Source organism: Campylobacter sp. (assembly GCF_052169515.1).
Classification (GTDB): Bacteria; Campylobacterota; Campylobacteria; order Campylobacterales; family Campylobacteraceae; genus Campylobacter_A.
This window is the reverse complement of record NZ_JBQNCH010000009.1, coordinates 1-22,756: the sequence shown is the minus strand read 5'-3', so window position 1 is coordinate 22,756 and position 22,756 is coordinate 1. Positions and strand designations below refer to the sequence as shown.

Sequence of the window (22,756 nt, the reverse complement as noted above, 5' to 3'; positions counted from 1 at the left end):
AAGCTTAAAATTTCATAAAAATTTAAAGAGAAAATTTGACCTATTTACTCTTTTTTGTTAGTTTGAAAGGAAGCTGAAATTTACAAAAAGGAGAAAAATGATCAAATTTCAAAGGTCTAAATTTAACAACTCGGTATTTATCCCATCGCTTGTTGTCATAGCTTTAATAACAGTATTTGCAGCGATATTTCCAAATTTCTCAAATGAGTTTTTTAAAGGTATGCAAAACTACATCGCAGCGAAATTTGGCTGGTTTTACATCCTAGCCGTAGCCGTCATACTACTAAGCGTCATCATTCTTGGCTTTAGCAAGCTTGGCGAGATCAAACTAGGGGCTGACCACGTAAAGCCAGAGCACAAAAATATCTCGTGGTTTTCTATGCTTTTTGCCGCTGGTATGGGCATAGGTCTAGTATTTTTTGGTGTGGCCGAGCCGCTCATGCACTATCTAAACCCACCAGTTGGCGATGCGCAAACTATCGCAGCGCAAAAGCTTGCGATGAATATCACCTTCTTTCACTGGGGCATGGGCGCATGGTCGGTTTATGCCATCGTGGCGCTGATACTTGCTTTTTTCTCATACAGACACGGCTTACCGCTAACGCTTAGATCAGCGTTTTATCCGATTATCGGAGATAAAATTTACGGCAAGATAGGTAGCGCCATCGACACATTTGCAGTCGTGGCGACGCTCTTTGGCGTGGCGACCTCTCTAGGATACGGCGTACTTCAGGTAAATGCCGGTCTCACGCACGTTTTTGGTCTACCGACTATGCATATCACGCTTCTTATCGTGCTTTGCCTGGCTGCAACTATCTCGGCGGCAAGCGGCGTTGATAAGGGGATTAAAATTTTATCAAACGCAAACATCGCGCTAGCTATTTGTTTTATGTTTTTGATACTATTTTTAGGCGATACGACGCAGCTTTTAAAATCGTTTGTACAAAACAGCGGCGACTACGTATCTACGCTCATCTCAAATACATTTAATCTCTACGCCTACGAGAGGCAAAACGAGAGCTGGCTTGGCGGCTGGACGCTGCTATACTGGGCTTGGTGGCTATCTTGGTCGCCGTTTGTGGGGCTTTTTATAGCTAAAATTTCAAAGGGCAGGACGATAAGAGAATTTGTGATCGGCGTGCTTTTGGTGCCGACGGGCTTTACATTTGCCTGGATGAGCTTTTTTGGCAACTCGGCGATTGCGCTTGTTCAGGACGGATTTAGCGAGCTTGCCAGCACGGTAAATTCTGACTCGGCTTCGGCGCTTTTTATGTTTTTGGAGAAATTTAGCTTTTCAGGCGTGCTAAGCACGATCGCGGTCTTTATGATCGTCATATTTTTCGTGACTTCGGCTGATTCTGCGGCGCTTGTTATGAACATGCTCTGCTCAAACGGCAAGGACGATACGCCGGTTTGGCAAAAGGTTTTTTGGGGCGTTACCGTGGGCGTTGTGGCGGCATTTTTGATGCTAGCTGGCGGACTTGGCTCGCTTCAAGCACTTACGATAACTACGGCGTTGCCATTTGCTATCGTGCTACTTGGCGCCATTTACGGGCTATTTAAGGCGCTGCGCGTGGATGTGACCAAAAAAGAGACAAACAACTTTAACAATATGCCTCTTAGCGAGCTTTCAAAGCCTTGGCAAGAGCGACTAAGCGCGATCATCACGCTACCTAGCAAAAAAGACGGCAGTAAATTTCTAAACGAGGTCGTGCTAAAGGCTTTTAACGAGCTAAAAGAGGAATTTGCCAAAAACGGCCTTGAGGCAAATGTTGCAAAAGCTGAAAATTTCGTAAATTTAAACGTTGGGCTTGGCGATGAGATGGACTTTAGATACGGCGTATATCTCACCAAAAGCCAGAGTCCGGACTACACGAGGGAGCTTGAGGGCGACGATCTTTACTACAGGGCTGAAGTTTACCTAAAAGAGGGCGGTCAAGACTACGACGTGCTTGGCTGGAGCGAAGCCACGCTGATAAACGACGTCATCGAGCAATACCGCAAACATATGCAGTTCTTGCATGTCGTTAGAAGGTAGGCTTGACTTAAATTTGCCTGGAATTTGAAAATTTCTAGGCAAATTGCAAATCTTACTCACTCGTTATCGTTTGTTACTGAATTTAAAAGTGTGATGTGCTTGTTTATAAATAAGTTTGGTTGAGTTTTATTCATGGAGTTTAAAGCAAGATATTTATTAGTTTATATTTTTGCTTGCAGTTATGAGATAAATTTGAAATAAAAAATGCTAAATTTTCTTTGTTGTGTATCGTTCAAAATCCAAAGCCAAAATGCATTTTCTGTAAAATTTAAACTTTGATAGATGTTTTGCTGTATCGGTCGTTGTAAAAATTTACAAAATCTCAAGTCTGGTGCTGATATCAGCAACGCCTTTTGAATACATCGCTGACGTTACTATCGCATCAGCATTTGCGTAATCTTTTGCATTTGATAAATTTATACCACCAGCTGCTAGGATAATGGTATTTGGCGAAATCTCATCTCTTAAAGAGAGTACATTTTCGATGAGCTCTGGACTAAATTTATCGCATTGTACAACGTCGCAGTTTGCTTTTAGAAGCTTGCTTGCTTCGTCTAAATTTTCAGCTTCAATGCATACTTTTCGCTCGGCCATTTTTGCTTTAAACTCTGGCAAATGTGATAAAAATTTATCAAAGCTACCGTAGGCTTTCATGTGGTTTTTAAAAAATAAAATGCTATCGCTAAGCCCAAGCCTATGGATGCCACCACCGCCTTCAAGTACGGCTTTTACGCAAAATTTCTTAGCAAACGGAAAACTCTTTCTAGTTGCCAACACTTCACATTTTTCATTGACGCACTTTGCAGCATTTACCATTTTTTTTGTATAGGTTGCAATGCCACTAGCGTATTCTAAAGCAACTTGAGCTAGTTTCCAGACCTTGTGCGCACTTTCATAATCACCATAAATTTTTATGATAACATCGCCAGCCTTGCAAATTTGACCATTTTGGACAAAAATTTGACTTTCGCAAGAAAGTAGCCTCGCGATACTTGCGGCTACATCAACGCAGCTAACACAAATTTCATCACGTGAATAAATTTCAAGCGAGGTTTTTTTATCAATATTTTGAAGCGACGTTGTGAGGTCAAAGTAGGGTAGGTCCTCATTTATGTATTGTAAAATTTCAGCGTCGCTTAGTTTCATTTTATTCCTTTTTTGAAGCAGTTTTTGCTTTAAGGATCATCTTTTTAAAGATACCGTTGTCATAAAGTCCAGCGTGATAAATGGCAAAACAAGTAAATGCAATGCCTGAAACTGTGTGTAATTTTTTCATGCCTCTGCCATTCATGCAAAGTGCCGTTAAGCAAACTGTCGCTAAAGTAACGCCCATGCCGACCTTTGCCACCTTTCTGTGAGTATTTATGTCAAGTAATTGACCGCTTATTTTTATATCTTTTTTCAAATTTTCCTCCGTTATTTTTTCTTCCAGCAGCTTGTATTTTTGATACCAAGACTTTCTGGATCAAACTCTGGATTTAGCCCAGCTCTTCTTTGAGATTCGTAGTCTTTGATCGCTATTATCACTACTTTTGAAAGTAAGAAAATGGCGATGATGTTAATAGTTGCCATCGCAGCCATTGTGATATCGGCGATATTCCAAGCAAGCTTTAGATTCATCTGAGCACCAACAAATATCATAACAACAGCTGTTATCTTAAATAGTAGCGTAACATTATGGTTTTTGGTTAAAAATTTCATGTTTGCCTGAGCGTAGTAGTAGTTGCCAATAAGCGAAGTGATGGCAAAAAGTACAACCGCAAGAGTAGTAAAATGAACTCCAAATTCGCCAAAGTACTCTTTCATTGCAGCTTGTACTAGCGGAAGTGCTGTTAGTATTTCGCCACTTGAGCCAGTTTGCTTTGTAAGATAGGCCTGCGAAAATAGCACGATCATACCTGAAGCGATACATATCGTCATATCTATAAAGACTGCCATAGCCTGAACTAGGCCTTGTTTTACTGGATGGCTAGTATGTGCTGCAGCTGCTGCGTTTGGAGCTGAACCCATACCTGCTTCGTTTGAGAAAAGGCCTCTTTTGATGCCTATTACGATCACGCTACCGGCAAATCCTCCAAATATCGCTTTAAAATCAAAGGCATTTTCCAAAATCATCTTGATAACATCTGGAATTTCTTTGAAATTTAAAACGATAGCAATAAGTGCTAGTGAGATGTAGGCAAGTGCCATGAAGGGCACGATGTATGAGCTTACTTTACCGATGATGTGGCTTTTGCTAAAAAACATTACTGCTGCAAATGCCGTAAGAATAAGACCAATGCCAACTGGTAGTCCGCTTTGCGCAAAGCTAACGTTGCTACCAGCTTTATCGTAGTAAATTTCAAAAGCTGATGTCATGGTGTAGCTTTGAAGACCGTTGAAGCCGTATGCGTAGGTGATTATTAAAATAATCGCAAAAAGTGAAGCCAGCCATTTTATTCCAAGACCATTTTGGATGTAATAAGCTGGACCGCCTTTAAACCCAAAAACGTCTTTTGTCTTATAAATTTGTGCGAGTGTACTCTCTATAAAAGCTGAAGCTGATCCCAAAAAGGCCATAAGACACATCCAAAAAAGAGCTCCCGGACCGCCCGCGACGATGGCTGCTGAAATTCCAGCGATATTGCCTATGCCAACACGCGAAGCAGTCGAGATCATAAGTGCTTGAAACGGCGTTAAATGGTGCTTATTGTACTTGTCTTTTTTTTCTACTAAGACCCTGCAAGCCTCAAAAAACATCCTAAACTGCACAAAACGAGTAAGATAGCTAAAATAAATTCCCGTAGCCACAAGAACGATAACTAAAAAATATCCATATAAAAAGTCGTTGGCTACGTCCATTTTGCCGTTTAAAAAATTTAATAAATTCTCAAACACATTTGCCCTTTTAGTTTATTTTGATTTGAATTTTATGCCCTTCATCGAATTTAATAAAAGCCAAATCGTTGTGCCATTGTGAAGCATGGCGGTTGCTATCGGATTTAGCATACCAAGTGTTGCAGCACTTAATATGGCTGTATTTATTCCTACTGTTGAGCGGAAATTCGAACCAATTAAATCCATTGTTTTATTTGCAAGCTCTTTTACAAGAGCTACGCTCATGATATCATCTTTTAAAAGGCTTATATCAGCTGTTGCTTTAGCTATATCAGCACCTTTGTGCATACTTATACCCACATTTGCCTTTGTTAGGCTTGGAGCATCGTTTATGCCATCTCCGACAAAGGCTACTTTTTTGCCCTCACTCTTTAGCTCTTCGATGATAGCTGCTTTGTCTGTTGGTAGGCACTCCGCATAGACTCTGTCAAGTCCTAGCTCGCGTGCTACTTCTTCGGCCTTGCTCTTAATATCACCACTTAACATGACTACTTCTTTTACGCCAAGACTACGTAGTTTTGTCACCATGTCTTTTGCATTTTCTCTCATATCATCTTTCATGGCAATGACACCGACAAGCTCTTTATCGTATCCTACATAAAGTAGTGTCAGTCCTTGTTTTAAAGCTTTGCTTATCAGTGCTTCATGCTCTTTAAAGCTTATCATCTCGTCATCTTCCAAAAAGTGTCTGCTGCCTATAACCACTTCTTTTCCGTGCATTGCGGTTTTTACGCCATGAGCCACAATAAATTCTACTTCGTCGTGGTGAATGTGGCTAAATCCACGCTTATTTGCCGCCTCAACTATTGCTTCGGCTACTGGGTGGAAGTAGTGCTCCTCTGCACTAGCAGTTAAATTCAATATATCAGACTCTGAAAAGCCATCTTTGAATGAATAGATGTCAACTACACTTAGGCGTCCGTGTGTCAAAGTACCAGTTTTGTCAAAAACAAACGTATCAACTGTGCTTAAAGCCTCGATAGCTTTTGCTCCTTTTACAAGAATGCCGTTTCTGCCTGCTTTCGATATACTTGACTTAAAGGCAACTGGTGTGGCCAGTTTTAACGCACAAGAATAATCAGCCTGAAGTACGCTAGCAACGCTATTCATATCTTTGTTGATGATATATGAAAGACCAGCTAGAGATAGCGTGACAGGTACAAGCTTGTCAGCTAGTTTTAGTGCTTTTACGCCAATAGCCGATTTTTCATTCAGTGAGCTTTGGATGTACTCTTTGATCCTTGCTGTTGCTGTGTCACTACCTACGTTTTCAGCCCAAATTTTTATCCTGCCTTCATCTACTACTGTGCCACTTATGACACGGTCACCTCTAGCTTTTGCTACGGGTTCAGCTTCTCCAGTCATCGAGACTTGATTGACATCGGCATTGCCTTCGACGATATAACCATCAACGCCGATAGTCTCACCAGCTCCAACAACTACGATATCGCCTTTGTTTAGTTTTTCGGTTTTTACTTTTTTAAGCGTTTTTTTGCCGTTTAAAATTTTTTCAACCCAAACTTCTTCAATATTTGGCTTAGCTAGCTCTTTTATGAGGTCATCACTTCTATGACTAGCACTTTCTTCCATGTACTCGCCAATGTTTATCATTAAATTTGTGCTATTTGCTGCTAGGTGATCACCCATGGCAAGGCTTGTGCCAATAGCTGTTGCCTCAAGCACTTTTGAAGTAATGCCTTCATGCTTTAGCTCTTTTATACCTTCAATTAAAGATGGAGCAGTGCTGTAAAGCGTGACAGCTGATTTTAGTGTTTTATCGCTCATTAATGGTGTCAAAGCAAGTGCTACCGCAGCTTTATAGATATTTGTCTTGCTTGGCAGACCAGGATCTTTTTTCTTTATTGGAAATTCGTAGCTTTCAATAAAGTTTAAAATTTTCTCATAGCTTTTATCAAACTCGACAATGATGCTTTTTGCATACTTATTTACACGCACGCTTTTTGCATCAGTTTGTTCTGATATCGTAGCCTCGATTACACTAACATCGCTTCTATCGTTTAGGCTCTCGCAAATAAATCTTGCTCTATTTTTACTCTTGTGAGCTAGAGTGATCTTATTTTTGTGAGTCAAGTTCTGCTTTGACATCTTCAAAACGCTCTTTTAGTTCTTCTATGCCAGCGTTTATTAGCTCGCCACCTTTAACGATCGCCTTAAATACGCACTCTTGAGCTTTTGGATTAGTCAGCACATAGGCTGCGATTCCACCAAGTATTAGACCTTTTACAAAGCCAGCAGTATTGAAATTTTGAGGAATAAAAGGCAAATCTTTTGCTGCGTTGTTTATTGCATTGTCGATTGGCCCAGGTTGGTTGTTGTTTTCATAAATTGGGCAGTATGCCGCATTGTCTTCATTGATATAAGGGTTATTCATTATTTACTCTCCAGTTTTATAAGTTTTTCAGCTATCAAAAGACCACCAACGCCTACTGTTGCAAAAGCAGCTGCATGGATATATCTTCTTTGTGCTATTAAATTTGAAGCATGGATGCCAACCGCACCTACAATGCCACCTGTTACTGCGTATTTCACTATCTTTTTAGTAACATCATTTTTGGTTGCTTTTTTGTTTAGATATTCATTAAAGCCAAGTGCAGCTGCACCCATGCCAGCTATTAGTGCTCCACTGATAAAGTGATCAAATGGAAGCCTGGTAGCTGAAAGTGTAAAAAATTTACTTCCTTGCATACGCTATCCTTAAGCTATATCATTTGGTGTGATAGCTTTTGGAGCCGCTGGCTTTTTAGCACGTGGTTTTCTAGTTTTTTTTGCAACTTCTTCAGCTGCTTTTTTAGTATCACGTTTTACTTTTTTTTCTTCTTTTACTACAAATTCTTTTGCATCTTTTGCAACACTCTTGCCTTTTTTGTAAAGATCTTTTGCTGCCTCTTTGCCTTTATCTAGGCCTTCTTGTGCAATATCTTTAATCTTATCTCTCTTGTTCCAAGCAACTACTGCTAAACCGCCTACTGCTAAACCTGCTAAAAATGGTAATGCCATTCTAAATCCTTTTCTTGATTGATTTTGTAAGTTATTCATTTTCTTCATCCTTATTAAAATTTTTGTTAACTACTGAAATGCCTAACGCTCCAAGTGCAAGCCCACTAAAAAACGAGAAATTTGGATTGCTCGTTATCTTTGCAAGCTCGTTTTTATCGGCCTTGCCACTTGCGATATTTTGCAAGCTTTGACTGATCTCGTTAAAGTCTTTTTGGTAGCTCTCTAAAAGATTAGTTATGCCACCTTGGTCAAAATTTTTGGTTATTTCATTTAAATTTATATCGTTTTTTGTCTGAAATCCGCTGTAAATTTCTTTTAGACATTGTTTTAAAGATATGACGTACTCATTATTTGATGTAGCCCAAAGTCTAAAAAACAGGTCTTGAAGCTCAGGCTCTTCTAAACTCTCGCAAAATTTATCATACATTTTATTTAGCTCTATTTCGTAGTTTAGAGCTTGTATTAGAGCATCTTCTTGACTTTTTGCTGGCAAAAAAACTGCTTCTGCGTTGTAGGCTAGCTCCAACTCATGTGTAGCTGCAAATTTTTCTATCAAAGTGATTGCATTTTTTCTGACATTTGCGATCTGGCTAAAAATATCGCCAAATGAAGCCAAGTTTTCATATAAACTAAGTGCATTTTTTTCGCTTGTGTATGAAGCGTTTAAAAGTTCATTAAGCATATTTTACTTCTCTAGCGACTTCATTTACTTTGGCTGAAATTTCTTCTAAATTTTGCCCTTTTAAAAGGTCCTCCCAGAGTTTTTTAGGAAAAATTTCATGGTCGTATTCGATCGTTACAGAGCCAATCAACTTGTTAAATTTTACATTTTTTATACCGTTTATTTGAGCGATCATGTCATCTAAGCTAGTTAAATTTACGCTACCACTTAGTTCTTTTATCTTTGGACTAACTCTTACTCTTAGTCTACCATTAGTATGAGCTATCATAGAAAAATAGCTTGCAACTTGTGCTAAAGTTTGTGTTTTAATATCCATTTGTTTCCTTTTATTTGATGGCGTATTATCTATTATGTAACTTAAATAAAACTGAAATTTTTTTGTCTTTCATTATCAAAAAGCAAAATGAAATGATAAATTTTAATCTCTATTTTTTGCTTGGCAATCACTGCAAATGCCATAAAGCATCATCGTGTGTGACTTCTCTTTAAAATTTTTTTCTTTGCAAATTTGCTCTTGTCTTTTCTCTATCATCTCATCTTCAAAATCAACTATCTTTCCACAAATTTCACAGATCAAATGATCGTGAGAGGATTTTAAATTTAACTCAAATTTTTTTACGCCATTTTCCTCAAAAGAGTTTGCTAAATGGTGAGTTTCGAGAAAATTTAAAAATAAGTAGATAGAAGTCATTGAAATTTCATTTTTATATATTTTATAAATTTCTGAAGAAATTTCTTGAGCACTTAGATGAGAGTTGCTGGTAAAAAGCACATATAAAATTTGCTCTTTTATATCTGAATTTTTTTGCCCAAAGGCTTCTAAAAACTCTTTAAAATGTTTATAAAATAGTTCAAAATTTTCCACAAATTTCCAATTAAAATGATAATGAATGTTAGGATTTTACAACCTTACATATAAAAAAAGCATAAAATTTAATACGAAATGCAAGTAAAGTATTTTATAAGATTGTTTTGGTATAGTGTCGCATTTTTTAAATCAGAATTAAGGAATAAAATGACTTACGACGAGCTTGAATTAGACGCCGTTTTGTTAGAGGTTTTGGAAAATAGAGGCAGTTTTGACTCGATGGATGACGAAGAGCTTTATGAGCTTATTGAACAAGTTGCACAATATACTGATGGTGATTATGAAGAAGCCTTTGAGTATATGACTCAGTTTTCTCCAATCCCTAAAAAACGCTTTGTTTCACTATTTATGGTTTAGTAAAAAGCTAGACCATATTTCTACTAAAATTGTAATTTAAATTTTTAGAATTTTAAAATCACAAAAATATCTTGGCCCTTAAAAGAGCCAAGATATTTTATAAAAAGTATTTTTCTATTATCTCTTTAAATTTTGATGTGTATTTGCTAGCTTTTGGACTGTTATTGTAAATATCTTCAAAATCATATATTCTTTCGTAGTAATCGTTTGTATCTTGATGATTTATTTTTAGCCTTGCAACATCCAAGCTCACTCCGACAAATGCTCCGCTTGTTTTGCCACGCTCTTCTACAAATGCTGAAATTTCAGGCAAGTCGCTAGTGATAGCTACCTCATTACCAACACCACCAGTTGCTTCTGCTTTTAGGCTGATTGTATCTTTCGCATTAAATAAATTTGCATAGGCTTCTGAATTTTTAAACAAAATCACCATATCAGCTGAGCTATATCCAAGTTGTAAACCAATACTTCCAGAGGTGTAATTTACAAAAAATGGACTTGACCATTCACCATCGTCGTTTTTGGCGATAAATATGCCTTTGCCTTTTGATCCTGTAACAACAGCGCCTGCCTTTACGACGTCTGGGATAATGGCAATCGCTTTAATGCCTTCAAATTTAGTATTTGGCTTTAAATTTCTTGCACCAAAAGCGTTTAAAATATTTATAGCATTTTTTAGTTTTTGATTTTGAATCACATCAGCGTTTAAGTTTAACGCAAAAAATGAGCCTATTAAAAGCAGAGTTAAGAGTCTTTTCATCAAATTTCCTTGTGTAAATTTTCCACCATTATAGCCTAAAATAAACCAATGGTAAAAATATTATTAATGAGGTTTTATGAGATTTCATTATAAAATGACGGTTTTAAGGAAAAAATATGAGCTTAATACTTTTTGTAGAATATGTCGGTATTGCATCCGCCGCACTTAGTGGCTTTTTATTTGCATTAAAAAAAGAGTGCGACTGGCTTGGTGTCTTTTTGTCTGCGTTTTTGACCGCACTTGGAGGCGGTGTTGTACGTGATATGCTCGTTGGTAGGGCAGTTTATTCGTTCACGCACTATATGCCAATAAGCGTCGTTATCTTTATGCTTGTAGTCTCTAGGGTTACAAATTTACACACAAAAAGAGAGGGCTTGGAGAAAAAATTTGTCTTTATTTTTGCCGATGCGATCGATGTTATTTGTTTTTCCATTGTTGGGGCGATGGTTGCGATTGAGTACAATTACAATGTCTTTGGTGTCATGATGGTAGCCTTTTTTAATGGCGTTGGTGGCGGTATCTTAAGAGATATTTTACTAAACGAAATTCCTTGGTTTTTACGCACTGGACTTTACGGCACGATAAGTCTTGGCGTAGGACTTGCTTACTTCGTGCTTTATCATCTTGGGCTTAGTAATATCTTTTTTACCATGCTTTTACTCGCTCTTGGTATTACGGTTAGGATGTTTGCATTTTACAGGGGCTGGAAGCTGCCTGATCTATGAAATTTAGCGAGTTTTTTGATATCTGGGTCAATGAAAACTACTATAAATACGGTGTAGATATCGGCAAAAAGGGCGATTTTTACACAAATGTAAGCGTTGGATATCTTTTTGGTGCTTGTCTTGCAAACTACTTTATAAAGCTACTTAAAAATGGCGAAATTTCTAGCTCTTGTAAGGTTGTGGAAATCGGTGCAAATTCAGGTGAAATGCTAGCTGATTTTGTTCAAGGAATTTTTACACTCGAGCCAGAGATCTTAAAAAATTTAGAGTTTATTATTATTGAGCCTCACGAAAATTTAAGAAAAAAGCAGCTTGAAACTTTTGCAAAGCGCTTTGGCAATGATGTCAAAATAAGGCATTATAAAAATTTAAACGAGTGTTCATTTGAAGAAATTTTTGTCATCTCAAATGAGCTACTTGATGCATTTAGCTGTGAGGCGATAGATGGTGAAAATATGCTTTTTGTGGATAGTGAGCTAAAATTTTACTGGCAAAAAGCAGATCAAAATTTACTAGCACTTGCAAAGAAATTTGGGATAAAAAAGGGTGAGATATCAACTAGCTACGCTAAATTTGCAGCCCAGCTTGCAAATGCAGCAAAAAAGGTTATATTTTTAAGCTTTGACTATGGCGAATTTGAGCCAAGAAATGAGTTTAGCCTAAGGGTCTTTAAAGATCATAAAGTTCTTTCTTTATTTGAAATTTCAAACCTTGCTTCTTATTTTAAAACTTCAGATCTGACCTATAGTCTTTGCTTTAAACAAGTTGAATATGCTTTTTGCGAGGCTGGCTTTAAGATGCTTAAATTTAAAAAACAAAATGAAGCTTTAGTCTGTGATTTTGGTGTGGATGAAATTTTATCTTTGGTGCTTGAAAAAGGTAGCAAGCAAGCCTACAAAAATGCAGCTAAACAAGCAAAATTTTTGCTATCACCTGAGTTTTTGGGAGAGAGGTTTAAATTTATAGAGTTTTTAAAGAGCTAGCCTAGCGATAGGTGCAAATTTGGCTTCACAAGCATTTAAAAGATCGTTTGGCGCTATTTTGATCTGTTTGCCTCTTACTCCGGCACTTACAAGCACATATTCCTGCTCCATAGCGCGTTCGTCTATAAAAGTCGCAAAATGCTTTTTCATCGCAAGTGGTGAGCAGCCGCCTCTGATGTAGCCGGTGATTTTTTCTAGATCCTTTAAATTTATAAGCTCACAGCGTTTTGCTCCGCATGCGTGAGCAAGCGCCTTTAGGTCAAGCTCTAGATCACCTTGTACACAGGCAACGACAAAATTTTTAGGCTCGCACTGGCAGACGATCGTCTTATAAATTTGTTTTATATCTTGATTTGTGCTTTGTGCTACGTGAACAGCTGAAAGGTCGTTTGGATCGACTTCATATTCAAGAATTTCATATTCGATTTTTAGCTTGTCTAAGAGTCTGGCAGCATTTGTTTTATGTATCATCTTTTCTCATTTCTGTGAATTTTTTGTATAATTATAGCCAAAACTTAAAGGAGGAAAGATGGCTGAAGAAGTTGAAGAGAAAAAAGCAAAAAAAGGTGGCAATGGTGCATTAATGATAATTATCATTGCAATATTTGTTTTGCTGCTAGTTATTGGGGGGCTAGTTGCGTTTTTGATGCTTAGTTCTGATGAGCCAAAAGAGGCAAACATGATGCAGGCACCAGCCCAGACTCAAACTCAGGCAATGCCAGCTCAAAACAAAGCAAAACGTGGCGGCAATGACTACTCAAATATGGGGCCAATATATCCGCTTGATCAGTTTATTGTAAATTTGCTTAGTGAAAATGGCTCAAGATTTCTTAAAACAAAGATCGATATGGAGCAAAGTGACGAGCTGCTAACTGCTGAGCTTGACAAGAAAAAGGCACTTTTAAGAGATATCATCATAAGAACACTTTCTTCTAAAACATACGAAGAAGTTAGTACTGCAAAGGGCAAGGATAGACTAAAAGACGAGATCGTCGGCAAGCTAAATGAAGTGCTAAATGATGGCTACATAAAAAATATATTTTTCACTGATTTTGTGGTGCAATGATAGGCATTGATATCATTAAAATAGATAGAATTTCTAGACTCAAAGCTCGTTACGGCGAGCTTTTTTTAGAAAAATTTTTAAGTAATGATGAGATCGCACTAGCAAAAAATGATGCAACTTTGGCTGGATTTTGGGCGGCCAAAGAAGCAGCTAGCAAAGCCCTTGGTGTGGGCATCAGTAAAGAGTGTGGCTTTTTAGACATAACTATCAGCAAAGATACAAAAAATGCACCAAAGATAAAATTTAGCCCAAGAATTTATACAAATTTTAATATCAAAGAAGCAAGCCTTAGTATAACTCATGATGGTGGATTTGCCGTAGCTGCTGTAATGATCGTTTGAAATTTATCTAATCTTACTAACTTCTAGCTACTTTTTACGTAAAGCCTAATTTAAAAATGCATACTTATATAAAGTTTTTTACAAAAAAGACGAAATTTGATGTAGTGCTTTAGCGGATCATAAAAAGATAGGATAGCAAAATGCAAATTTCTAATAATCTTTCGCCCCTTAACTACATCTCAAGAGAAAGCATGGCAAGAAAGATGGGCTTTAAATTTAATGATATAAGCGAAATACTTAGTAATGATATGGACCATGGTATGACATTTACTAAGTATGCAAGGCTAGATGATAAAGAAAAAGCAAAAGAATATGACAGATATCACTACTCGCTTTCTGGCTTTGTAAAAGGTGAAGGAGAAGCAAAGGTAAGCATACTTGGTAAGCTAATGGGTTATGACGACTCTTTTTCAAAAGATGAGATAAACGATCTAAAGAAATTTATAGATAATAGCGGTGCTTTAGGGCTTGAGAGAGCTTTTGGTGACTCAGAGACTTTATCCGTTAATGAATTTATAAAAAGATATACCAGAAAGCATGGTTTCTCTGACTTTACCTTTGGTGGAACAAAAACAGCCGAGTTACTTGATAGCGATATGAGCGTTGATGAGTTTAAAGCTAATTGGACTAAATTTGCACTAAAGGAGCGTTTTGGTTTAGAGCTTGACGAGGAGCTAGCAAAAGAGACTATAAATTCCATTAACGATCTTGAAACACAAAACGAAGAAGATAAAAAAGAGAAGAAATTTACACCTATACAAGTTACTAAAAAATCTCATACCTATAAGCTTGAAGCTGATGAGAGATTTAAAGAACTTTATAAATTTATAAAGAGTGAATTTGATAGTGGCAAGAGTATGTTTGAAATTTTAGAAAAAGTGGCAAAGCTTAAAGTGGATAAGAGAGCATAGGTATTTTATAAGCAAAGAATGGAATTTTTATAATTTAAATTTCAAAGAAAAAGCATAGATGCTCTCAGACTTATACAAAAGATAAATTTCAAAAAACATGGCCTAGCCCCATCAAAGTATTGATATCAAGTCGCTGGTAAGGAAAAATTTACATCCACTCAAGCACTTGCGTGATATCTTTTGCGTAAAAGCATTTTAGTCCTTGCGTGTCAAGTGGCTTGTTTGGGATGATCGCATTTTTAAATTTCTGCGTTTTTGCCTCTTTTAGTCGCTGATCGAGGTTGAAAATTGCTCTTATCTCGCCGTTTAGACTTAGCTCGCCGATGAATACGCTGTCCTTGCTGATAGGGCGGTTTTTGAAGCTGCTGATTATCGCTGCAATGACGGCTAGATCGGCCGCAGTTTCGCTTATCTTAACTCCACCTGAAACGTTTATGAAGACATCGTAGTGGCCAAGTGGGATCTCTAGCTTTCGCTCAAGTAGGGCTAGCAGCATATCTAGGCGGTTTCTCTCAAAGCCAGTCGAGCTTCGTTTTGGATAAGCGCTTTCGCAAACAAGTGCCTGAATTTCGATGCTAAGCGCCCTTGAGCCTTCCATTATGATAGTTATCGCACTTCCACTCATCGCCCCGCCACGTGTGAAAAATTTACTCGAAACCTCGTTTGCGCTCACCAGTCCGTGCTGGCTCATTTCAAATATACCAACCTCACTTGTCGAGCCAAAGCGGTTTTTAAACCCACGCAAAATTCTTAACTCTCTGCTCGCATCACCCTCGAAATAAAGCACCACATCGACCATGTGTTCAAGCACTCTAGGCCCTGCGATCGAGCCCTCTTTGGTAATATGACCGATGATGAAAACGCAGATATTTTGGCTCTTTGCAAGCCTCATCAGCTCAAATGTGATCTCTCGAACCTGTGTGATCGAGCCTGGAGCGGAGCTTATATTTTGACTATAAAGCGTTTGTATGGAGTCGATTACTAGCACTTTGTAGTCGCTTTTTTGCACTTCTAGCAGGATATCTTCTAGGCAAATTTCAGTTAATAGGTATAAATTTTTATCCACAGCATTTAGTCTGTCAGCTCTCATTTTTATCTGGCTTTGACTCTCTTCGCCGCTTACATAGAGTGTTTTTTTGCCGTCTTTTGCTAAATTTGAGCCGATTTTTAGAAGCAGAGTTGATTTGCCTATGCCTGGACTACCGCCTATTAAAACGAGCGAGCCCTCCACAACACCGCCACCAAGAACAAGGTCTAGCTCACTATCTTTGGTGCTAAATCTCGTGAAATTTTGAATTTCAACTTCGTCTATGCTTATGGCTTTGCTAGGTGTGCTAGTGCTTTTTGCTATCTCTTTGCTTATCTTTATCTCTTGCTGACTAAGCTCGATAAAGCTATCCCAAGCCCCACATTGTGGACATTTGCCCAGCCATTTGCTCTGCTGATTTCCGCATGCTTGACATTCAAAAACTGGCTTTGCTTTTGCCATAATATATCCTTTTTAAAATTTCAATTACTATCACTCCAAAAGTCGCTCCGAGCATGTCAGCTATTATGTCAAGCAGACTAAATTCCCTGTTTGGTAAAAATGTCTGAACTAACTCTATCTGCACGCCAAATGCCAAAAGTAGGGCAAAATTCTTTAAAATTTTAAACTCATAGCCAAGATAAAGCATGAGATAAAGGACACAAAAAGCTAAAAAATGGTTTGCTTTGTCCCACGAATTTTCGATGATCGTAGGACTTTTTGGAGTAAATGCAAGAAAATCGATCGCCAAAAGAGTGGCAAAAAAACAAAAACGGCTTAGAATTTTTACTCTACTCAAAAATAGCGTCCATTAGCTCGTCTAAAAATTCATCTGGGTTAAATTTGATGATATCATCCATGCTTTCGCCAACGCCTATATAAAATATAGGTAGCTCAAGCTCTCTTGCCACGCCAAATAGTGCTCCGCCCTTTGCGGTGCCGTCAAGCTTTGTGATGATGACGCCATCAAGCGAGACGATATCGTTAAACGCCTTTGCTTGAGCGACTCCAGCATTGCCTTGTGTTCCGTCAAGAATCAAAATTTTTCGGTGTGGTGCCTTTTCGTAGGCTTTTTTGCTAATACGAACGATCTTTTCTAGCTCATTTGCTAAATTTGTCTGGTTTTGAAGTCTGCCAGCCGTGTCTAAGATCACACGGTCGATGCCTTTTGCAAGGGCTGAGCTGATCGTGTCGTAAGCAACAGCTGAAGGATCGTGACCTTGCTGGGTGGCAACTATTGGCACATTTAGCCTAAGCGACCACTGGCGTAGCTGCTCGATAGCACCAGCTCTAAATGTATCACAAGCGCCCAAAATGACGCTTTTACCATTATTTTTATATAAATTTGCAAGCTTTGCGATAGTGGTCGTCTTGCCAGCGCCATTTACGCCAAGGATGAGATCGACAAATGGCTTATCAGGCTCAATCACACGCTCGTTTTCGTAGATAAAGTAACTACTCATAACACGTCTTAGATCGGCTCTACCAACTTCATCTTGTGGTGGCAAGTAGTATAAAATTTCCTCAACGATCTCATAGGCAACATCAGCTTCTAGCAAAATTTCTTCTAAACTATCTTTATTTATTTTCTTTGATTTTTTAGCTGAACTGATCGCCCCAAAGGTCTTTTCAAAGCCTTTTTTTAAAAATTCAAGCATTATTTTGTAGCCTTATTTATATCGTTTTCAAGCATTTCTTCAGGCACAAGACCGATGTAGCCTTGAGCGTAGTCCCCATTTGCTTTAAAAAGTGCAGATGCTGGAAGTCCTTTGATACCACCAATCGCCTTTTCGAATAAGAAATTTCCATCGCCAACCGCTATATCGTATTTAACCTTGTATTTTTGTGCAAATTCTTTCACTTCATCTTCGCTCTTGTCTTCAAGTAGTACGCCAACAATGTTCAGTTCATTTTTAAATTTTTCACTTAGGTTGTTTAAATGCGGTATCTCAGCTTTGCAAGGCGGGCACCATGTAGCGAAAAATACGTAAAGCGTTGCTTTTTTACCGTCTTTTACGTCAAAACCATCACTTCTTTTTGTTATTTGCATCGTGCTGCCATTTAGTAGCTTTAGGGTTATATCTTTTATTTCGTTATTTTGGCCGCTCTCGCTAGTTTTTGGCGCAACAGAGTCTTTGTTTAAATTTTCGCTTTTGTTACTATTTTCGTCTAAATTTTTACTTTGGACTTGCTTACTTGAGTTTTGTTCGTCTTTTTGGCCTTTATTGTCGCCACATCCAAAAAAGGCAAAAAGGCAAAGTGATGTTATAATTCCTTGTTTTAATGTCATAAATTTCCTTTTGAATAAGATTTCAGGATTATACAAGAAAGAGCATAAAATGAGCGTTAATTTAGAAAAAAATGAATTTAGAAAAAATGCAAGGGCAAATTTGATACAACTTACTAAATTTAAGGCCAAATGCTCACATTATAAAGCTACAAAAACTCTTTTAAATTTAATAAATTTTACAAATTCTAAGAAAGTGTTATTTTATTTGCCACTTAATTACGAGGTCAATGTGCTTAAAATAAAACGAAATTTATCACGTAAATGTGAAATTTTTGCCCCTTTTATGGTAGGTCTTAGTTTAAAGATGGTAAGATTGCGACTGCCATTTATAACTTATAAATTTAATGTCAGGCAGCCATCTGGCAAAAAAATGGATAATGTTAGACTTGATATGGCAGTAGTTCCAGCGATTGGGGTTGATGGGGCTATGGCTAGAATAGGGCATGGAAAAGGATTTTATGATAGATTTTTTGACTCTTTGCCTGTTAAGCCAAAACGGATAGTTTTTCTTGAGATAAAAGACTTTTACACCAAAGATGTGCTCTCAGACGTGCACGACGCGGTGGCGGACTTTTATATAACCCCAAATAAAAATTATATAAAAAGAGGAATAAATGATAGAGGTTTTAGTAGGTTTAGGAGCCGGTGTGGTGGGCGTTGGAGCAGGATATCTCTACGCCAAAAAGATAAATGATGCTAATTACAACATCTTTTTAGAGCAAGCAAAAGCAAAAGCAAAAGCGATAGAGTACGAAGCTGAGCTAACACTCAAAAATTCTAAAATTTCAGTCCAAGAGGCTGAGTTTGAAGCAAAAAAAAGGTACGATGATAAGACTACAAAGCTTCAAAAAGAGTATGCAAATAAATTTGATGAGCTAACCAAAAAAGAGAAAATTTTGCTAAATGAGCAAGAGCTTTTAAATGAAAGTAAGGAGCTTTTTGAAAAAGATAAGCAAGATGCAAAAACCACTTACGAAGAGGGGTTAAATTTAAAGGCTACTTATCAAAATAAAGTAGAAGAGGCTATTAGGGTACTTGAGCACGCAGCTGGCTTAACAGAAGAAGAGGCTAGAGAAGTTGTGCTAAAAAAAGTAGAGGAAAAATCTCGTGCAGATATCGCTCATATCGTTAGAAAGTATGAAGAAGAAGCAAAAAGAGAAGCCAAAAAGAGAGTTAATTACATCCTGGCGCAAGCCACATCAAGATTTGCTGGAGAATTTGCAGCTGAGCGTTTGATAAATGTTGTAAACATCAAAAATGACGAGTTAAAAGGTAGGATAATCGGCAAAGAGGGACGTAATATCAAAACTCTTGAAATGGTTCTTGGCGTAGATATCATCATCGACGATACGCCTCATGCGATTATATTAAGTAGCTTCAATCTTTATAGACGTGCGATCGCTACGAGAGTGATCGAGCTTTTGGTGGAAGACGGTAGAATCCAGCCTGCAAGAATAGAGGACCTTCACAAAAAAGTAACTGAAGAATTTGAGCAAAGTATACAAGAAGAGGGCGAAAACATCGTCATGGATCTTGGTCTAAATAAAATTCACCCAGAGATAGTAAAACTAATAGGCAAGCTTAAATTTAGAGCAAGCTATGGTCAAAATGCCCTTGCACATAGCCTTGAAGTAGCTCACCTTGCTGGCATTATTGCAGCTGAGTGTGGCGGAGATGAGAAGCTAGCCAAAAGAGCTGGCATACTTCATGATATTGGTAAGGCACTAACTCATGAGTATGAGGGTAGTCACGTTGATCTTGGAGCAGAAATTTGCAAACGTTACAAAGAACACGCAGTGGTTATTAATGCTATTTATGCTCACCATGGACACGAAGAAGCTACTAGTATAGAAAGTGCAGCTGTTTGTGCGGCTGACGCGTTAAGCGCTGCCCGTCCAGGGGCAAGACGCGAAGTGCTTGAGAGCTTCTTAAAACGTGTTGAAGAGATCGAGAACATCGCAAAAAGCAAAGAGGGAATCAAGCAAGCATATGCGATCAATGCTGGTCGTGAAATTCGTGTCATCGCAAATGCAAAACTTATAAATGACGATGAAGCTGTACTTGTGGCAAAAGAAATCGCACAAGAGATCGAGAGTAAAGTGCAATATCCAGGCGAGATAAAAGTAAGCGTCATTAGAGAAATTCGCGCTGTTGATTACGCTAAATAATGGCTTGATATGAAATTTATTGTTTCAATATTGTTGTTTTTTCTGTTTGGTTTTGCTAGTGAAGAGCTTGTGTTAAATTCATCAAACTCATTTATTACAACCATGAGAGGCGCTAAAGGTGCACCCATTAAAGAGCTGATCGAGCAGTCAAAAGCAACTATAATCTTTCCAAGTGTAAAAAAAATAGGTTTTGTTGTTGGTGGAATGGGAGGAGACGGCATCATGGTCGTTGGAAATCTGAACTCACCATCTGAAATTTTACCAGTTAGTATAAGTGGCGGAAGTATCGGCATACAGCTTGGCTATGAAGATAGCTCACTTGTGCTTTTTATATTTAAAGATAGTATAGTTCATGACATAAAAGATGCCAAAATTACACTAGATACGAAGCTTTCGGTAGCTTTTGGTGACATTGGACGCAATTATAGTAAAGTAAGCGACTTTAAATTTTCAAGTGATATCTATGCTTATGCTGCAAACGACGGTTTTTTTGCTGGAGCTAGCTTTGGCGGAGCTGTCATAAGTGCACAGGATAAAATTTTAAAACAAAGCGGTTATGCTTACGAGCAACTAATCGGCGCACCATCTAAGTTATTGGGTCAATAATGCAAGATATTATAAATTCTATTTCAACTTACGGTTATATCGTGCTATTTTTATATAGCCTTGGTGGTGGCATGGTTGCGTTAATTGCTGCTGGGATACTAAGCTTTGCTGGCAAGATGGATCTAACTCTTAGTATAATTATCGCTGCTGTGGCAAATACGATTGGCGATACATTACTTTTTTATGTAGCAAGATTTAACAAAAGTTCGTTTATGCCTTACATTAAAAATCACAAAAGAAAGCTTGCATATGCTGGAATTTTAGCTAAAAGACATGGCGATAAGATAATATTTATCAAAAAATTTATCTACGGCGTAAAGACCCTTGTGCCTGTTGCTCTTGGTCTTACTAAATACCCTTTTTATAAATTTAGCATTATAAATTTTATTTCGTCTATTCTTTGGGCGGTCATTATAGGTTTTGCTAGCTTTAAGGCAGGGGATTATTTTATGAATGCAAACGACTATCTAGGTAAACACGGATATATCACGCCGCTAGTGATGTTTGGCTTGCTGTTTGGGATTTGGTATTTTTTACAGCATATGACAAAAAGGAGAAAAATATGAAAAAGCTTATATATGCCTTAATCGTAGTTATTGCAGTGACCGCTGGAGCTGTTTATGTGGCTTCAAATAAGGTTGAAGAACACTACCAAAGAATGGTTAGTAAATTAAATGATGTTAATGGTTTTAAGGTTTCTGGAAATAAGTATGAAAAAGGACTTATTGGTTCAAATGGTTCATTTGATCTAACGATCTCAAGAGAGCTCTTTGAAAATATAACTGGCGAAGATTTCGATGAGGACTTGAAATTTAAAGTGGATAGTACTATCTCTCACTCGGTACTTGCATTTTTAAGTGGCTTTGAGATCGACTCAAAAATTTCTATCCAAAATGATATGATTAAAAATGTTGTAGCGTCATTTTTAGGCTCAAATGTTATCGCAAATGTAAAGACAAGGGCTACATTAGCGGGCAATAAAGATGTGAGTATAAAATTTGGTGACGTTGATTTTCACGACAAGAAAACAGCCCTTTTAAGCACAAAGGATGCTAAAATAAGCATGATTCTTGATGCAAAAGAGAATTTAAATAGTGCAAAAATTGAAGTGAATAAGATCATTTTAAAAGACCTAAATGAAGATGATAGAAGCGAGTTAAGCATTGAGGGAATTTATGTTGATTCAAGCTATGAAACGCCAGCTGAGGTTTTAAAAATTTTAGAAAATAAACTTGTACCTTATACAGCAAAATTTAAGGTCAAAAAAGCAGCTTTTGTATCTAAAAATAATGGTAATATCTTAATATATGACCTTGGATACGATTCAAGACTTGAAATTTCAAATGACCTTGGAAGCTTAAATGATGTGATAAAAATAGGTGCGATAGTGATCGATAAAATAAAATATACGGATTTTGTTCTAGATAGCAAGATCACAAACCTTAATGTGCCTATATTAAATAAGATACTAGAAAAGCTAAATAATATAAATGATGAGATGAACTACGACATTTTTTATGGGCTAAATTTTGATGAGATAGCTGGTCAAATTCTAGAAAAAAATCCAAGCATAAAAATAAATACACTAAGTTTTAAAAATGGAGATAAAAGATTAAATTTAAATTTAGATGCGGCAGTAAATGGCTTTACAAATGGAGCAAATCAGCTAGAAATTTTTAATAAATTATCTCTTAGCGGAAAACTAAGCGTTGATGAAGGTTTGGCAAAATTTTTTGATACATTGGTGCCAGAAATGGCATTTATTGAACCTACCTTAATATCTGCTGGCTATCTGAAAGAAGATGATAAAAGGGTTGTAAGCGAATTTAAATATGACTCTAGCAAAAAAGATCTTATTTTTAATGGAAAAGTAGGTCTTCAAAATTTCTTCACTGGCTTTTAAAAAAATAGCTTGATTTTTATCTACATTTAAGCATCGTTTCTATATACTTCACTTTCTGTTTTGCAGAACGCGGAACAGAAAGTTCTTTTAACTTACAATTGTTAAACTATTAGTCAATCTTTGAAATCTAAACAAG

28 protein-coding genes are annotated in these 22,756 nt (G+C 37.4%); 12 read left to right on the top strand and 16 right to left on the bottom strand.

Annotation, left to right across the window (positions count from 1 at the left end):
* Positions 1 to 97: 97 nt before the first annotated feature.
* The gene (locus ACTTKV_RS04355; RefSeq protein WP_442549426.1) at positions 98 to 2,038 is read left to right on the top strand and encodes a BCCT family transporter; all 1,941 of its coding nucleotides are present in this window, start codon (positions 98 to 100) and stop codon (positions 2,036 to 2,038) included.
* A gap of 312 nt (positions 2,039 to 2,350) precedes the next feature.
* Here the strand turns inward: ACTTKV_RS04355 and modD are convergent, their stop codons facing one another.
* From modD to ACTTKV_RS04305, 10 genes are all read right to left on the bottom strand, one after another.
* Entirely contained in the window at positions 2,351 to 3,184 is an 834-nt protein-coding gene (gene modD / locus ACTTKV_RS04350; RefSeq protein WP_442549425.1) for a ModD protein, read from the bottom strand.
* A gap of 1 nt (position 3,185) precedes the next feature.
* Positions 3,186 to 3,443, bottom strand: coding sequence for a helicase (locus ACTTKV_RS04345; protein WP_196086261.1), 258 nt, complete (start codon positions 3,441 to 3,443; stop codon positions 3,186 to 3,188).
* Positions 3,444 to 3,454: 11 nt separating this feature from the next.
* Positions 3,455 to 4,879 (bottom strand): alanine/glycine:cation symporter family protein, encoded by a 1,425-nt coding sequence (locus ACTTKV_RS04340; RefSeq protein ID WP_442549481.1) that lies wholly within the window; start codon positions 4,877 to 4,879, stop codon positions 3,455 to 3,457.
* A gap of 51 nt (positions 4,880 to 4,930) precedes the next feature.
* Complete coding sequence (locus ACTTKV_RS04335; RefSeq protein ID WP_442549424.1) at positions 4,931 to 7,021, bottom strand: heavy metal translocating P-type ATPase; 2,091 nt, start codon at positions 7,019 to 7,021, stop codon at positions 4,931 to 4,933.
* Entirely contained in the window at positions 6,990 to 7,307 is a 318-nt protein-coding gene (locus tag ACTTKV_RS04330) for a YtxH domain-containing protein (protein ID WP_442549423.1), read from the bottom strand. The genes ACTTKV_RS04335 and ACTTKV_RS04330 overlap by 32 nt, the downstream gene beginning before the upstream one ends.
* Positions 7,307 to 7,621: a hypothetical protein gene (locus ACTTKV_RS04325; protein ID WP_442549422.1), complete on the bottom strand. Its 315-nt coding sequence runs from the start codon at positions 7,619 to 7,621 to the stop codon at positions 7,307 to 7,309. The genes ACTTKV_RS04330 and ACTTKV_RS04325 overlap by 1 nt, the downstream gene beginning before the upstream one ends.
* A 9-nt stretch (positions 7,622 to 7,630) precedes the next feature.
* Positions 7,631 to 7,972, bottom strand: a complete 342-nt coding sequence (locus tag ACTTKV_RS04320) for a hypothetical protein (protein ID WP_442549421.1) — start codon at positions 7,970 to 7,972, stop codon at positions 7,631 to 7,633.
* On the bottom strand, positions 7,965 to 8,615 hold the full coding sequence (locus tag ACTTKV_RS04315; RefSeq protein WP_442549420.1) for a ferritin-like domain-containing protein: 651 nt from the start codon (positions 8,613 to 8,615) through the stop codon (positions 7,965 to 7,967). Before ACTTKV_RS04315 ends, ACTTKV_RS04320 begins: the two co-directional genes overlap by 8 nt.
* Positions 8,608 to 8,931, bottom strand: coding sequence for an HMA2 domain-containing protein (locus ACTTKV_RS04310; RefSeq protein WP_442549419.1), 324 nt, complete (start codon positions 8,929 to 8,931; stop codon positions 8,608 to 8,610). The genes ACTTKV_RS04315 and ACTTKV_RS04310 overlap by 8 nt, the downstream gene beginning before the upstream one ends.
* A 102-nt stretch (positions 8,932 to 9,033) precedes the next feature.
* Positions 9,034 to 9,480 (bottom strand): Fur family transcriptional regulator, encoded by a 447-nt coding sequence (locus ACTTKV_RS04305; RefSeq protein WP_442549418.1) that lies wholly within the window; start codon positions 9,478 to 9,480, stop codon positions 9,034 to 9,036.
* 150 nt (positions 9,481 to 9,630) lie between these two features.
* On the opposite strand from ACTTKV_RS04305, the gene ACTTKV_RS04300 reads away from it, so the two are divergent.
* A complete protein-coding gene (locus ACTTKV_RS04300; RefSeq protein WP_002942234.1) occupies positions 9,631 to 9,840 on the top strand; it encodes a hypothetical protein in 210 nt (69 codons plus the stop codon).
* A gap of 97 nt (positions 9,841 to 9,937) precedes the next feature.
* On the opposite strand, the gene ACTTKV_RS04295 is transcribed toward ACTTKV_RS04300, so the two are convergent.
* Positions 9,938 to 10,600, bottom strand: a complete 663-nt coding sequence (locus ACTTKV_RS04295) for a lipid-binding SYLF domain-containing protein (RefSeq protein WP_442549417.1) — start codon at positions 10,598 to 10,600, stop codon at positions 9,938 to 9,940.
* A 116-nt stretch (positions 10,601 to 10,716) separates the two neighbouring features.
* Between ACTTKV_RS04295 and ACTTKV_RS04290 the strand changes: the two genes are divergently transcribed.
* Together ACTTKV_RS04290 and ACTTKV_RS04285 are read left to right on the top strand one after the other, a co-directional pair.
* Entirely contained in the window at positions 10,717 to 11,325 is a 609-nt protein-coding gene (locus ACTTKV_RS04290) for a trimeric intracellular cation channel family protein (RefSeq protein ID WP_442549416.1), read from the top strand.
* On the top strand, positions 11,322 to 12,308 hold the full coding sequence (locus tag ACTTKV_RS04285) for an SAM-dependent methyltransferase (RefSeq protein WP_442549415.1): 987 nt from the start codon (positions 11,322 to 11,324) through the stop codon (positions 12,306 to 12,308). The genes ACTTKV_RS04290 and ACTTKV_RS04285 overlap by 4 nt, the downstream gene beginning before the upstream one ends.
* On the opposite strand, the gene ybaK is transcribed toward ACTTKV_RS04285, so the two are convergent.
* A complete protein-coding gene (ybaK, locus tag ACTTKV_RS04280; RefSeq protein ID WP_442549414.1) occupies positions 12,297 to 12,779 on the bottom strand; it encodes a Cys-tRNA(Pro) deacylase in 483 nt (160 codons plus the stop codon). The two genes, ACTTKV_RS04285 and ybaK, sit on opposite strands and share 12 nt — an antisense overlap.
* A 58-nt stretch (positions 12,780 to 12,837) precedes the next feature.
* On the opposite strand from ybaK, the gene fliL reads away from it, so the two are divergent.
* The 3 genes from fliL (at position 12,838) to ACTTKV_RS04265 (ending at position 14,626) form a co-directional block, all read left to right on the top strand.
* Entirely contained in the window at positions 12,838 to 13,374 is a 537-nt protein-coding gene (gene fliL, locus ACTTKV_RS04275) for a flagellar basal body-associated protein FliL (protein ID WP_442549413.1), read from the top strand.
* Positions 13,371 to 13,715, top strand: coding sequence for a holo-ACP synthase (gene acpS / locus ACTTKV_RS04270; RefSeq protein ID WP_442549412.1), 345 nt, complete (start codon positions 13,371 to 13,373; stop codon positions 13,713 to 13,715). The genes fliL and acpS overlap by 4 nt, the downstream gene beginning before the upstream one ends.
* A gap of 140 nt (positions 13,716 to 13,855) precedes the next feature.
* Entirely contained in the window at positions 13,856 to 14,626 is a 771-nt protein-coding gene (locus ACTTKV_RS04265; protein WP_442549411.1) for a hypothetical protein, read from the top strand.
* Positions 14,627 to 14,774: 148 nt separating this feature from the next.
* Here ACTTKV_RS04265 and radA read toward each other — a convergent pair whose 3' ends face one another.
* From radA to ACTTKV_RS04245, 4 genes are read right to left on the bottom strand one after another with little or no spacing between them, the layout of a single operon-like run.
* On the bottom strand, positions 14,775 to 16,115 hold the full coding sequence (radA, locus tag ACTTKV_RS04260; RefSeq protein WP_442549410.1) for a DNA repair protein RadA: 1,341 nt from the start codon (positions 16,113 to 16,115) through the stop codon (positions 14,775 to 14,777).
* Entirely contained in the window at positions 16,090 to 16,452 is a 363-nt protein-coding gene (locus tag ACTTKV_RS04255) for a VanZ family protein (RefSeq protein ID WP_442549409.1), read from the bottom strand. Before ACTTKV_RS04255 ends, radA begins: the two co-directional genes overlap by 26 nt.
* Positions 16,445 to 17,311, bottom strand: a complete 867-nt coding sequence (gene ftsY, locus ACTTKV_RS04250; RefSeq protein ID WP_442549408.1) for a signal recognition particle-docking protein FtsY — start codon at positions 17,309 to 17,311, stop codon at positions 16,445 to 16,447. Before ftsY ends, ACTTKV_RS04255 begins: the two co-directional genes overlap by 8 nt.
* Positions 17,311 to 17,943 (bottom strand): TlpA family protein disulfide reductase, encoded by a 633-nt coding sequence (locus tag ACTTKV_RS04245; protein ID WP_442549407.1) that lies wholly within the window; start codon positions 17,941 to 17,943, stop codon positions 17,311 to 17,313. Before ACTTKV_RS04245 ends, ftsY begins: the two co-directional genes overlap by 1 nt.
* A gap of 49 nt (positions 17,944 to 17,992) precedes the next feature.
* Here ACTTKV_RS04245 and ACTTKV_RS04240 point away from each other — a divergent pair, with 49 nt between their 5' ends.
* Genes ACTTKV_RS04240 through ACTTKV_RS04220 form a run of 5 tightly spaced genes read left to right on the top strand, consistent with a single transcriptional unit; the run spans position 17,993 to position 22,620 of the window.
* On the top strand, positions 17,993 to 18,637 hold the full coding sequence (locus ACTTKV_RS04240; RefSeq protein WP_442549406.1) for a 5-formyltetrahydrofolate cyclo-ligase: 645 nt from the start codon (positions 17,993 to 17,995) through the stop codon (positions 18,635 to 18,637).
* Positions 18,558 to 20,111, top strand: a complete 1,554-nt coding sequence (gene rny, locus ACTTKV_RS04235) for a ribonuclease Y (protein ID WP_442549405.1) — start codon at positions 18,558 to 18,560, stop codon at positions 20,109 to 20,111. The genes ACTTKV_RS04240 and rny overlap by 80 nt, the downstream gene beginning before the upstream one ends.
* A 9-nt stretch (positions 20,112 to 20,120) precedes the next feature.
* Positions 20,121 to 20,717: a lipid-binding SYLF domain-containing protein gene (locus ACTTKV_RS04230; RefSeq protein WP_442549404.1), complete on the top strand. Its 597-nt coding sequence runs from the start codon at positions 20,121 to 20,123 to the stop codon at positions 20,715 to 20,717.
* Positions 20,717 to 21,283 (top strand): DedA family protein, encoded by a 567-nt coding sequence (locus ACTTKV_RS04225; RefSeq protein WP_442549403.1) that lies wholly within the window; start codon positions 20,717 to 20,719, stop codon positions 21,281 to 21,283. Before ACTTKV_RS04230 ends, ACTTKV_RS04225 begins: the two co-directional genes overlap by 1 nt.
* Positions 21,280 to 22,620, top strand: a complete 1,341-nt coding sequence (locus ACTTKV_RS04220) for a DUF945 family protein (RefSeq protein WP_442549402.1) — start codon at positions 21,280 to 21,282, stop codon at positions 22,618 to 22,620. Before ACTTKV_RS04225 ends, ACTTKV_RS04220 begins: the two co-directional genes overlap by 4 nt.
* Positions 22,621 to 22,756: the final 136 nt, after the last annotated feature.